This is a genomic window from Anaeropeptidivorans aminofermentans (genome assembly GCF_940670685.1).
GTDB lineage: Bacteria > Bacillota > Clostridia > Lachnospirales > UBA5962 > Anaeropeptidivorans > Anaeropeptidivorans aminofermentans.
Map to the genome: position 1 here is coordinate 2,170,854 of NZ_OW711693.1, position 13,089 is coordinate 2,183,942.

The 13,089-nt window shown below is 37.9% G+C and carries 9 protein-coding genes; 2 read left to right on the plus strand and 7 right to left on the minus strand.

The genetic code is table 11. The features are described 5' to 3' along the window. Positions 1-14: 14 nt before the first annotated feature. Entirely contained in the window at positions 15-2,231 is a 2,217-nt protein-coding gene (locus NBX03_RS09095) for a DNA gyrase subunit A (protein WP_250227468.1), read from the plus strand. Between the two features lie 111 nt (positions 2,232-2,342). Here the strand turns inward: NBX03_RS09095 and NBX03_RS09100 are convergent, their stop codons facing one another. The 3 genes from NBX03_RS09100 to NBX03_RS09110 form a co-directional block, all read right to left on the minus strand. Further along, positions 2,343-3,335: a M42 family metallopeptidase gene (locus NBX03_RS09100; protein ID WP_250227469.1), complete on the minus strand. Its 993-nt coding sequence runs from the start codon at positions 3,333-3,335 to the stop codon at positions 2,343-2,345. 100 nt (positions 3,336-3,435) lie between these two features. After that, the gene (locus NBX03_RS09105; protein ID WP_250227470.1) at positions 3,436-4,455 is read right to left on the minus strand and encodes a M42 family metallopeptidase; all 1,020 of its coding nucleotides are present in this window, start codon (positions 4,453-4,455) and stop codon (positions 3,436-3,438) included. Further along, positions 4,446-5,495 (minus strand): zinc-binding metallopeptidase family protein, encoded by a 1,050-nt coding sequence (locus NBX03_RS09110; protein ID WP_250227471.1) that lies wholly within the window; start codon positions 5,493-5,495, stop codon positions 4,446-4,448. Before NBX03_RS09110 ends, NBX03_RS09105 begins: the two co-directional genes overlap by 10 nt. A gap of 828 nt (positions 5,496-6,323) precedes the next feature. Here NBX03_RS09110 and NBX03_RS09115 point away from each other — a divergent pair. Beyond that, positions 6,324-7,463 carry an alanyl-tRNA editing protein gene (locus tag NBX03_RS09115; RefSeq protein ID WP_250227472.1) on the plus strand — a complete coding sequence of 380 codons (1,140 nt, stop codon included), beginning with the start codon at positions 6,324-6,326 and terminating at the stop codon, positions 7,461-7,463. A 553-nt stretch (positions 7,464-8,016) separates the two neighbouring features. Here the strand turns inward: NBX03_RS09115 and NBX03_RS09120 are convergent. From NBX03_RS09120 to NBX03_RS09135, 4 genes are all read right to left on the minus strand, one after another. Then, positions 8,017-8,796, minus strand: coding sequence for a CPBP family intramembrane glutamic endopeptidase (locus tag NBX03_RS09120; protein WP_250227473.1), 780 nt, complete (start codon positions 8,794-8,796; stop codon positions 8,017-8,019). Between the two features lie 222 nt (positions 8,797-9,018). Continuing rightward, positions 9,019-9,858, minus strand: coding sequence for a prenyltransferase/squalene oxidase repeat-containing protein (locus tag NBX03_RS09125; protein ID WP_250227474.1), 840 nt, complete (start codon positions 9,856-9,858; stop codon positions 9,019-9,021). Positions 9,859-10,104: 246 nt separating this feature from the next. Further along, positions 10,105-10,986, minus strand: coding sequence for a hypothetical protein (locus tag NBX03_RS09130; RefSeq protein WP_250227475.1), 882 nt, complete (start codon positions 10,984-10,986; stop codon positions 10,105-10,107). Continuing rightward, positions 10,979-12,433: an FAD-dependent oxidoreductase gene (locus NBX03_RS09135; RefSeq protein WP_250227476.1), complete on the minus strand. Its 1,455-nt coding sequence runs from the start codon at positions 12,431-12,433 to the stop codon at positions 10,979-10,981. The genes NBX03_RS09130 and NBX03_RS09135 overlap by 8 nt, the downstream gene beginning before the upstream one ends. Positions 12,434-13,089 lie beyond the last annotated feature (656 nt).

Consider the following 13,089-nt stretch of genomic DNA (forward strand, 5'->3'; position numbering starts at 1 on the left):
ACCGGAGGTCTTAAATGACTAAAAAACCAACAAATGTGAATGCTGATGCCAATGTAATAAAACAAAATATCACTCACGTTCTTGAATCCAATTATATGCCCTATACCATGAGCGTCATCGTATCAAGGGCCATCCCTGAAATAGACGGTTTTAAGCCTGCCCATAGAAAGCTCCTTTATACCATGTATAAAATGGGGCTTTTAAAAGGCGGAAGAAGGAAGTCTGCAGATGTTGTGGGCCAAACCATGCAATTAAATCCCCACGGAGATGCCAGCATATACGAAACCATGGTAAGGCTCACGAGGGGCTATGATGCTCTTCTCCATCCTTTTGTAGATTCCAAGGGCAATTTCGGTAAGGTATATTCAAGGGATATGGCCTATGCTGCAAGCAGGTATACGGAAGTAAAGCTTGCAGACATATGCAGTGAGATATTTTTTGATATTGATAAAAATACAGTTGATTTTATAGATAATTATAACGGCACAATGAAGGAGCCGGTGCTTCTTCCCACAACATTTCCAAACCTTCTTGTTACCCCGAATCAGGGGATTGCCGTAGGGATGGCCAGCAGTATTGCAAGCTTTAATTTAAAAGAAGTATGCACGGCAACCATAGAATATATCAAAGATAAAAACACAGATTTAAAAAAGCATCTTTTAGGTCCTGATTTTTCAACCGGCGGCCAGCTGATCTATAACGAAGAAGAAATAGATAAAATATATAAAACAGGCCGGGGCGGTTTCAAGCTAAGGGCAAAATACAGATATGACAAGAAGAACTCCTGCATTGAAATATATGAAATACCCTACACAACCACGCAGGAAGCCATATGCGATAAAATTATTACCCTCGTTAAATCCGGAAAAATAAAAGAAATTACGGAAGTCCGTGACGAAACCGATTTAAAGGGCCTAAAAATTGCCCTTGATATAAGAAAAAGTGCAGACCCTGATACCTTAATGCAAAAGCTTTTTGCAATGACTCCCCTTGTAGATACCTTTAGCTGTAATTTTAATATTCTTATTAACGGCAGGCCCAAAACCATGGGAATAGCCGAAATCCTTGACGAATGGATTATTTTCAGAACAGAATGCATTCGGAAACAGCTAAACTATGATATCAAAAAAACCGAAGAAAAATTACATCTTCTTGAGGGTCTTTCAAAAATACTTTTGGATATTGATAAGGCAATAAAAATCATCAGAAATACAGAGCAGGACAATATGGTAATTCCAAACTTAATGGAAGGCTTTCAAATTGACACTATCCAAGCGGAATATATAGCAGATATACGCCTTAGAAACTTAAATAAGGAATACCTTCTTAACCGAATAAAGGAAAAAGATAATCTTGAAAACTTACTTGCAGACCTGAAAGCTACCATAGAAAGCGATAAAAAAATTCACAGCCTAATTTCCGCTTCTCTTAAAAACATTATAAAAAAATATCAGCAGGATAGAAGAACTGAAATTATATACGAAGAAGAAATCGAAGAGATTTCAGAGGATATCTTTATAGAAGATTACGGCCTTAAACTGTTTTTAACTGCAGAAGGCTATTTCAAAAAAATACCGCTTATTTCTTTAAGAAGCGCATCAGACCATAAATTCAAAGAAGACGATTATATGCTTACAGAGCTTGAATCTACAAACAAGGCAGATATCCTGTTTTTTTCAAATCAAGGCTCTGTATATAAGGCAAAGGCCTATGACCTTCCCGATTGCAAGGCCTCTCTTCTGGGAGAGTATCTTCCGAACCTTCTTGATCTTTCTGAAGGGGAGAAAATAATATATATGACTGCCACTTTGGACTATTCGGGATATATGATTTTTGCTTTTGAAAACGGAAAAATAGCCAAAATAAAAATGGATTCCTATCAGACAAAGGTCAACAGGAAAAAGCTTTTGAACGCCTACTCCTTAAAATCGCGTCTTATATTTGCAGATTATATATATGAAGACAGAGACTATATCGGCGTAAGAGATACAGATAAGGCCACATTGTTTTCAACTGCCCTTATCGAACCGAAACAGACAAAAAATTCATCGGGCGTGCAGTTTTATAATCTCAAGAAAAACAGTGTTCTTTCAATATTAATGCCTTCGGAAAATTTCAAATCCGACGACATTGAATATTACAGAACCAATAAAATACCCTCAACAGGTCATTTTATTACAGAAAATGATAAAAGAGCAAATGATTTGGAAGCACAGATAAAGCTTTTTTAAAGACAAAAAAAGATTTGCCTTGTAAGTCTATAAGAATGCACCTTTTCAAAGCTCATATCTTTTGTATAAAAAAATCCCTCGGCTAAGCTGAGGGATTTTTATTTATTAAACCTAGTTCATGGGTGTTTCTAAAACCTTTACAGAAAGGTCAATACATGCCTTAATGTCTTCCAATGAGCACATTTCGCTGTCGGAATGGATATGTCTTGTAACAACTGAAATTACCCCTGAAGGAACCCCTGATTTGGTCAAATGGATTGCACCTGAATCCGTTCCGCCGGCTGTAAGTATTTCAAACTGATGTTTAATGTTATTTTCTTTTGCTACCTTTTCCATATGCTTTACTATCGTAGGATGGCAAATAAGGGAATTATCCTTTATCTTAATGGCAGCGCCCTCCCCCATTTTCATAGGGAATTTTAATGCGTTTGGCGTATCATAAGCAAGAGTTACGTCATAGGCAATGCCGTAATCAGGATCAACGGCATATGCGGAGGTTTTTGCACCTCTAAGGCCTACTTCTTCCTGAACGGTAAATACAAAATAAGTATCATATGCGGGATTTTTAAGCTGTTTTAATGTTTCCATCTGAATATAGCAGCCGATTCTATCGTCTAACGCAGGAGAAACTACAACGTCTCCGTTAAAATATGTTTCTGCGCTGTATACACAGATGTCTCCGGCCCTAACAAGCTTTTCAGCCTCTTCTTTATTCTTTGCACCGATATCAATATATAATTTGTCTATGGCCAAATCCTTCGCCATATCTTGAAGACGCTCACAATGAATAACGCCCTGAACACCGTTTTCAAATCTTACTCTCTGATTGAAAAGGACATAAGGAGAAAATCCGCCTATTGTTGAAAACCGAAGGAAACCGTCATCATCTACAAAATTAACCATAAGGCCGATCTGGTCCATATGGGCGGCAAGCATCATCTTAGGGCCATTGCCTTTTTTATGGGCAATTAAGTTTCCAAGGGTATCTATTTCATAATCATCCGCATAGTCCTTGATTTCGTTTATAATATAGCTGCTTACGCTCCCCTCAGCACTTGAAGGGCCGTAAATTTGGCATATTTCCTTTATTTTATTCTTATCCATAAAAGCAAACCTCCCGATTATATTACAATTTACTGAATACATAAGAGTAATGGTTCTGGTTTTATTATGTAAAAGCAAATTGGAAATGTATTTTATTTGACTACAATATTTTTTCTCCGCAGTATTCTTCAGTGAAAGCCTTCATCAATTTAAGAAGATTGTCATAATCCCTTTTATCCATTACGGAAACTGGAGAATGGATATACCTGCATGGAACGGCAAGGCCGATAACAGGGGTTCCTGTTTTTCCTGTATGATATTGGCCTGCATCGGTGCCGCCGTTTTGGGTTCTTCTAAACTGGCAGGGGATGTTATGAGCTTCCGCTACCTTCGTCATGGCATCGACATATTTTCTAAGATAAATAGATGCATTGTCAATCAAAGAGATACTTGGACCGTTTCCTTGAGTATTAACGGTCTGATGAGGTTTAAGCCCCGGCATATCTGCTGAAACTGTTCCTTCGATATTCAGTATCAGGTCACAGTCGATAAGCTTTGACGTTACGGCAGAGCCTCTTAAACCTACTTCCTCCTGAACATTGAATACGGCAGTCATTTTATATGGGTAATCGCTTTTAAGCATTTCTATAAGCATGGCGCAGCCAACCCTGTCGTCAAGAGCTTTCGCCTTTATTTTATGGTCACCGAATTCAACAAATTCGCTGTCAAAGGCAACAAAATCACCAAGGCTTACAAGCTTTTCAGCTTCCTCTTTGCTTTTCGCTCCGATATCTATGTAAAGCTTATCAACGGGAAGAGCTTTTGTTCTTTCAGTAGGCTCCTGTAAATGAATCGCCTTTGTACCGATAACGCCCGTAACTTTATTTTTGCCTATTTTAACTATTTTTGAAGGGAAAATCCTCGGGTCTACGCCCCATGACTCGAATTTCAAATACCCGTCATTATCTATCCATGTAACTATAAGGCCTACTTCGTCCATATGGGCGGCATAGCCTATATGCCTTCCCTCTGCATTTTTATTTTTAACGGCAATCAAAGAACCAAGCCTGTCGGTATATAGTTCATCCACATGGTCCTTAATTTCATTTTTAATAAATTCTCTGACTTCTCCTTCATTTCCGGGAAGGCCGTTTAAATCAGTGAGTTTTTTTATAAGCATAAAATCTCCTCCAAATCCCTTCCGCATAAATCCTTAACAAAACTGGATATAAGCTTAGCAGTTAAATAAACGTCCTTCATGCATAAGGTCTCGACAGATGTATGCATATATTTAAGAGGAATGCTTACTACGCCGCTTGCAGCGCCTACTCCTGAAACTTGCATGGTAAAAGCATCTGTTCCTGAATGCCTTGGGGCAACATCAATCTGATAAGGCAGGAAATTATCCTTTGCGCTCTTTACAAGAAGTTCGTATACTCTGGGGCTTATGTTAGGGCCGATGCTGATAACTGCGCCGCCGCCCATTTTCTTGCCTTCTCTGTCGTTTACATCGGGGGTCTTTCCATGGGTAACATCTATTGCGATGGCGATATTGGGCTCAATTGCGTAAGCCGCAACCATAGCGCCTCTGCAGCCGATTTCTTCCTGAACGCTTCCCACATAGTATATGTCTATATCTGTATCTACATTTTTAAGTTCTTTCATCGCTTCATATAAAACAGCTACGCCGGCTCTGTCGTCAATGGCTTTTCCGGCAATATTGTCGTTTTGAAGCGCTACAATTTCTCTTTTAAGGGTAATCACATCACCTAAGGCAACCTTTTCCTTAAGCTTATCCATACTAAAGCCTGTATCTATTACCATATCTTCGATTTTATGAGCATTTTTAGCCTCTTCCGGCTTTGTAATATGGGGTGGTTTTACTCCTATAACACCAAATATATCTTCTTTGCCGTGAATAATAACCTCTTGGCCTACAAGGGCCCGCTGGTCATAACCGCCGATATTGGTAAATTTAAGAAATCCGCCTTCCTCATATTCCGTAACCATAAGACCTATTTCATCAATGTGGGCGGCAAACAATATTTTATACTTTCCGCTGCCCTTTTTATGCCCTATTACATTGCCGAGCTTATCAATACGAACCTCATCGCAGTATTCAGAAAAGGCTTCTGCTGTCATTTTGCCAACCTTTTCTTCAAAGCCGCTTACTGAGGAAGCATTCGCAAGACGTATTAAGAATTCCTTCGTATCGGACAAAAAAACACCTCCTGATATAAATTTATATTATTATGATAAAACAGATGAAAATATTTAAGGGTACATTCCGTAATAAAAAATTATAACAGGCTAACTATTCAGAAGAATATATCCTTAAAATAATAAAAACTTGTATTTCTGTTAAGAAATACGTGGGGTTACTATAGCCTTTATGAATATATTCTCCTGCGGAAAAAATATTCATAAACAGCCTCTCCTCATGAGGAGAAGCAGATTGGGCTATTGCAATCACTTTTGACATTCATACATTTTTCTTCCCAAAATGTATTCATGAATAAAATCAAGCTTTGCTTGATTTTACCTGGGCTATTGCAATCACTTTTAACATTCATACATTTTTCTCCGCAAAATGTATTCATGAATAAAATCAAGCTTTGCTTGATTTTACCTGGGCTATTGCAATCACTTCTACCATTCATACATTTTTCTTCCCAAAATGTATTCATGAATAAAATCAAGCTTCGCTTGATTTTACCTGGGCTATTGCAATCACTTTTGACATTCATACATTTTTCTTCGGAAAATGTATTCATGAATAAAATCAAGCGACCCTTGATTTTACCTGGGCTATTGCAATCACTTTTGACATTCATACATTTTTCTTCGGAAAATGTATTCATGAATAAAATCAAGCTTCGCTTGATTTTATTCACATTATACCATAATCGTGATGAGGATTCCTATAGTTTCCAAATAAATATATATAAAAGAATAACTGAATAATTTTTATAAGATATTAGCACCAAAATAATGTATAATACTAGACATATATAATTCAATTTACATAACATTACAAAGGAGCTTAATATGAGAGAGGATAAATTATATTATCAGGACCCTTACCTTGTGGCGTTTGATTCGACGGTTATTGAATGCATTCCAAAGGGTAATTTATATACTGTAATTCTTGAAAAAACAGCCTTCTATCCCGAAGGCGGCGGCCAAAGCTATGATATTGGATATATTGATAACGCTAAAGTTTTAGAGGTTCATACTGTTGACGGAAAAGTAGTCCATACTACGGATACTTCCCTTACTCCCGGTGAAAAATGCCATGGTGTCATCAATTGGGAAAGGCGTTTTAGCCATATGCAGCATCATACTGCCGAGCATATCGTATCGGGAATTATCCATAAGCTTTATGGGGCTGATAATATAGGATTTCATCTGGGAACAGAATTTGTAACTATGGATTATAATGTCAATTTAAATGACAGCGATATTGAAAAAATAGAGCTTTTAAGCAATGAAGCCGTATATAAAAATCTTCCTGTTAAAATAGATTATTATGACAGTGTTCCTCCTATCAGCTATAGAAGCAAAATAGAAATAGAAGGAGAAATCAGAATCGTAACCGTAGAAGACTATGATGTATGTGCCTGCTGCGGTACCCAGACGAAAACTACAGGGGAAATAGGAACCATAAAAATCATTGATTTTCATAAATATAAAGGCGGTACAAGGCTTTATATGCTTTGCGGAGATAAGGCCATTAAAGACTATCAGCTAAAACAAAATAATATAAAAAGCATATCGGCTCTTCTTTCGGTTAAGCCTGAAAGCTCTTTTACAGCCGTTCAAAATCTGCTTGAAGAAAAAAACAGCCTTAAGCAGGAAATATCAAGGCTTAAAATGTCTCTTCACAGGCTGAAAGCAGAAGCTATTGAACCCTCTTCAAAAGTAATCCTTTTCATGGAAGACTACTCCATGGAAGATTTAATTAAATTTGGGGGAATTATAAAAGAAAAGGCCCCTTTGATAGCTCTTTTCTCTGGGAAAGACGATGAAGGCTATAAATACTGCGTTTATTCAGAAGATAACGACATTAAAGCTTTAGCATCAAAGATAAATTCAGCCCTAAATGGCAAAGGCGGAGGAAGAGAATTTATATCTGGCAATATGAATTCCTTAAAAAAAGATATAGAAGAGTTTTTCGAATCTCTGTAATATTTCTATTATCTTTTTTATTTGTACAGATTCTTTAGATGAAATTGAGATTGTAAAGCAATTCAAACCCATACTCCCTAAGTTCACAGGGTATGGTTAATTTAAAGTGAAACAGAAGCAAAACCGTAAACCGTATATTACTTGAATTCATATGAAATAGCAGCATTGTCAATTTGCTTTTCTCTTATTTTATGCCCTCTAAAGTCAAATGCTTATAGCAGTAAAAGCAAATTGACTATACTCAGGCTCAAAAACGTATTATTTTCGAAGAAAATCTATGTTTTTAAATCTCTAGTGAATGTTTTTTGTTCCTTCTTTATAAGTAATTTACTATATTCCTGAACCGTTATCCGCCCTGTTTGCTAAACTCATGCCCATCATAACAAAAAGAACTCTATTTAATCGAATAGAGTTCTTTTTATATGGAATGATAAAGTATTCATAAGGAGAACTTCTGGATTCTCATAAAATATGTCTTTTCGGTATTAACAAGTAATTTAGGAATTTAAATACGCCGTTCAAGAAAAAGGAACGGTGTTGACCCATCACTATATTATACTTTCGAACGCTCCATTTTTAAGTGTAATATAACCGAACTGAAAATTGCCGGTAAAAGTACAAATGACAAAAACCTCAGCACAAAAAAGCTGCCGTTGGCTTCTAACAGCTGACGTGATGGGGCTAGTAATTGAGTAAATGTCATTAATGCTGCATGAAATCCCATGGAAAACGAAATGCTTCTGCTTAGCATACGAAAATAACCCAGTAAAAATCCAAATCCGGGAATAAAAAGCAGCTGCTCCTGAGAATAAAGAGAACCTATAAAAAAAGCAAACAGTGTAAACAATACGGTTTGCACGAAGAGCGCTACCCAAGGTGAATAGTGTTCTTCTAAGCTAGAGAAAATGTAACCTCTGATAATTTCTTCAGGAAAAGCCTCAATCAGAAAAACAGCGGCGAATAAGATAAACGCCTGTGAAATGAGTGTAGCTGATGAAACCTGCGGTTGAATTGTAACAAATCCAGCAATGGCAAAAATTGAAATACTTATCACAGCGGGTATTATCCAACAAAGAAATCCACTGCCGAAACCTTTTAGATTGCCAAAAAAGATATTCCATGACAAAGCCATCTTTTTCTTTTCGATATGGTCTATGGCAAAAATCAGGATACAGACCAGTACAGAAGTAAAAATACCTGCAGCAATATGCCGGAATATATTCTCTCCCAGGGCTGCTCCGCCAAAAAACAGCAACATCAAACGCCAAATTACTATGGATATAATAAATACAGCCGTTATTCTGCCAATCGCTTTCTTTTTATCTAAGGCCATGCTGTCACTCCTATTCCTTAGGGCTAAAATATAATATTAGTTTAAGTATATCATATTTCTGCTGTATAAACAAAACAAGCTGCCCCTATGGCAGCCCATTTTTCTCTTTATAACCTTTCAGGAATCCTTCATAGCAGCATTAGCAGTAAAAAATGCTTTCATTTTCTTTATTCTCATTATCTTTAGCGCTGTAGTTAGCACACAATATTGCAATAATGTGCATTATTGATCTTTACTTAGATTAAACATGATTTCCTGATAACGTTTTGTCGCCAATATACTCGGCTCGCCTTTCTTGCAAAAAGAGAGTTTTGCAAGTGTTGGAACAACCCGCTCAACTACGATTTTATCATTGACCAGCTTATCTTGCAGCGCTTCCAACGCTTCCAAAAACCGTTTATCCTTCTTTGCTTTATTATAAAACGACAAAACATAAACATACTGAAACAGATTATAATTGCCAAAGGGGTATTCGACCTGCATAAACAATGTTCCTATGCCATAATGACAAGGGCCAATCGGTTTCCTTATTATCCAATGCTCTAATAAAAATTCTACTGCTCTGTCAAGCGCCGGTTCATTATTAAGATACTCACTGAAGCGAAAAGCGTTTAAAGCAGTTAAGGTTGGCCATGCATTCGAATATTCTGTTTCCGGGCCGCGCCCAAAGGAAAACTTATTGCACCGCCAACCGCCGTCAACGTATTGTGTTTGTAAAAAATACTGGAGCGTTTTTTGCAGTCTTTCATCAGATTGATATCCCATCCGGCAAAGCAAATAAGCGGCGGAGGCTGTATGGCACGGAAGAATTCCACTTTTGGGATAGAGCTTAAAACGCCCATCTTCTTTCCATGTGCTAAAGAATAACTGAGAAACTTCTTTCAAGATTGGTTCGGTAGGTTCAACCCCCAACTCCAGCAACATAAGTGCACTGTTATATGCCGAAAAGGGAGAGCCCTTCAGCAATCGTTTATCGGACGTAGTCCAATAGTCTGCTCCGCCGTCATACCGATGTGATAGAATTGCTTCGACATCGGCTCGATATCGGGTATCAACTGCCATTTTTTCACCTCAACACATAAAAGTTCACTGCATATTATATTTCTAATGTGCCTCTATTTATTGGCTTCATTATATCATAGATTGCAGCCCGCAGTCTATTGCAAGAAGCCCTTACTAAGCAAGCTTAGAAAGGGCTATGAGCTCTAAATAATGTTTAAGCACAGTAAATAAGTCTAAACTAATCCAAATTTGAAGGCAAAACCAAAACATAAGTTCACTGTCTTGTATATGTCTAATTCATGTATATCAATTTCCCCAGTTGTTTTCAAAGCTTGCTTGCTCACTTTCAAAATCAAATAGAATCCTGTCATTATTCATACATTTGTATCTTACCACACAGGAGGCGCTTTCCCGAATGGTGCGAACCATACTGCCCTTATGTGGTGCATATAAAGACTGACTGTTCTCTTTGAGCAGTTGAATTTCTAGTAGAATATTTCCTTGCCTTAGCAAAATACAGCCTTTACTGACGTGCAGCGGCTTCGCCCCGAGATAGGTGGCAATCCGATACTCCTTTTCGTTGAGAAAAAGAAATCCAATACAGCCGATAAAAGAAAATCCGCCAAATGGGATATCAGCAATGGAAAGCATAATGCTGCCGTTTTTCCAACTGCACTGGGTCCAAACATAACGTTTCGGAAATGAGGTACCCCTATCTCCCTCAATATACCCATAGCCGTTTTCAAAAAGAAATGATCTGCCATTGATAGTCAGAGCTCCGTCCACACTATGAAACAAGCTCACCACAGTATGCCGGCACTCCATAAAGGGCACCCGGCAAAACGGCCCCATGATGTCATAAGAAGGAGGCGTCAGCGGCCTAAAGCGCAAAGAGCCCTGCAAATCACATTCTTTCGATTTGACATTCAATCTGCACCCGGATGAAGAGAACACACATTCTCCCAAGCGAACAAAAAAACTCTTGCGGCTTATATATAAGGAATCCGCAGGAAAGGGAATATTATAGGATTGCTGGTCATGAATCACTTGCAAAGATGCGGAAGCCTCTCCTTTTTCATTGGCATGAAAGGCAGGAATAAGCGCTATAGTTTCTTTTCTGTTTTGTTGTTTTAGATACCATCCTTCGAAATACCTCCGGCTATGATTTTTATTGAAAAACTCATTCATTGGTAATGACCTCCAGATTTACTTGAGCAGGATTGTTTAAGAGATTACCCTTGTAATCAAAACGGGAGCCATGGCAGGGGCAATCCCAGCTTTTCTCATCAGGATTCCATTCCAACTGGCAGCCTAGATGCGGGCAGCGAATGGAAACAGCAAATATATTTTCCTGTTCATCCTTATACACACCAATTTTTTTATCGTTATATTCGACAACTCCGCCGTGCCCTGCTGGCAATGCCGCCACATTTTCCTGAGGGAGTGAAAAAACCTGTTTAGATAGCCCTTTTATAGCTTGTCCTGCCTCCGTTAAAAATGTTTTTGCAGAAGGAGCGGGCGTAAATCGCAAAGGTGAGAATATTTCCCCATAGGGGTAATCGATGCCGGCAATTTTATCGGAGATTAACATTGCAGCCACCATACTGCTCGTCATACCCCATTTGCCAAATCCTGTTGCCACATACCAATTGGGTGTTGAAGAAGCAAACTGACCAATATAAGGAACACTATCCAGTGTCATGCAATCCTGCGCTGACCATTGTGTTATTTCTTTGCTTTGAGGATAAAATTGGGCGGATTTTTCCCGCAGAAAGGAATATTTGCCTCCGGCGGAATTTTCTCCTGTGCGATGCCCTCCCCCGCCAAGCAAAAGCGTATCATGGAAGCTGCGAAAGGATAATGCTTCCGTATCTACGCCAAGGTACATACCTTCCAGCTCAGCAGCTTTTTCCAACGCTAAAACATAACTGCGCTCCTGATGCATCCGTGCAAAATAAAATCCCGGCATATTCAAAAATGGGAAGTGGGAGGCAAAAATAATATGCTTTGCCGTAACCGTGCCATGTTCCGTTAAAATGCGATTCTCCTCTACGGTTATGACTTTAGTATTCTCAAAAATGCTGAGACTTTCAGAAATCGACTGTAAAAAATCAAGGGGATGAAATTGCGCCTGTCCATAAAACTTCACGGCTCCCGCCACGGAAAAAGGCAGCTCCGTTTGGGTAGTAAACTCTGCATGGATTCCTAAACGGCTGGCGGCGTCCGTTTCCTGCTCGAGCATCTGTATGTCCTCCGGGCTTTGAGAGTATAAATAAGAGGGACATTCTTTAAAAGAGCAATCTATATTTTGCCCCTGAATAATACGTCGGTACTCCTCAATCGCTTGCTGATTGGCCTGGGCATATTGCCTTGCTTTGTCCTCTCCGAAATCCTTTATTAATTTGCTGTAAATGACATTATGCTGTGATGTGATTTTAGCGGTAGTATTTTTTGTTTGGCCGCTTCCGATTTTATCCGCTTCCAGCACAATGGTATTAACATTATGCTGATTCAAGAAAAATGCTATCAATATGCCTGCCAACCCTCCGCCAATCACCGCAGCTTCCGTGGTTAAATCTCCTTGCAATGCAGGAAATTTCTGTAGATGACTTGTTTTACTCCATATAGACTCCACTTAACTTCACCTTCCTTCGTATATATCTATCAAACTTGAAAACAGTCTCTTTGTTTTTAAGCTTAATAAGTTTCCTTTCGTTTATCATAAATAAATTTGATTTTTTCAAGTTTATTTACGATATTGTGCAACAATATCATAGTAAATTTAAAGTTAACCAGTAGCAAAGCGGTATATTCATGCAAGCTCAAAACTGTACGGTTTCCAAAGGAAATCTGTGTTTTAAGCCTGCTGGGAATAGACTTTTGCTACTTCTCCATAATAAATTTACTTTATACTTGAATTAGCATGAAATAATAGCATTGCCAAATTACTTTTCTCTTATTCTATACCCCTTAGACCAAATACTTACTGTGAAATAAAAGCAATTTGACTACACTCCAATAAGAAAATTGTACTTTCAGATAATCAAATATCAAAAGATTAATTCTTCCGGACAATAGTGAAAAATACACATAGACCAGTATTCAATGCCTATCAGTATATGTTTATAGCAAATCCTTTTGATAGTCTCAAACTCAATATTGTTTCTATTGCCAGTTATAATAAAATGAAACAGTAACTTTTTCCACAACCATAGTATCTTCAATTAAATAAATTTTATTGCTTTAAAATATAATTAAATAAATTTTTTCACTACTCTAAAGCTATATTTC

Coding starts and splice junctions, on each gene's coding strand:
- NBX03_RS09120 (WP_250227473.1), bottom strand. CDS start 8,796: ATGGCCTTAGATAAAAAGAAAGCGATTGGCAGAATAACGGCTGTATTT.
- NBX03_RS09115 (WP_250227472.1), top strand. CDS start 6,324: ATGAGAGAGGATAAATTATATTATCAGGACCCTTACCTTGTGGCGTTT.
- NBX03_RS09130 (WP_250227475.1), bottom strand. CDS start 10,986: ATGAATGAGTTTTTCAATAAAAATCATAGCCGGAGGTATTTCGAAGGA.
- NBX03_RS09095 (WP_250227468.1), top strand. CDS start 15: ATGACTAAAAAACCAACAAATGTGAATGCTGATGCCAATGTAATAAAA.
- NBX03_RS09100 (WP_250227469.1), bottom strand. CDS start 3,335: ATGGATAAGAATAAAATAAAGGAAATATGCCAAATTTACGGCCCTTCA.
- NBX03_RS09125 (WP_250227474.1), bottom strand. CDS start 9,858: ATGGCAGTTGATACCCGATATCGAGCCGATGTCGAAGCAATTCTATCA.
- NBX03_RS09105 (WP_250227470.1), bottom strand. CDS start 4,455: ATGCTTATAAAAAAACTCACTGATTTAAACGGCCTTCCCGGAAATGAA.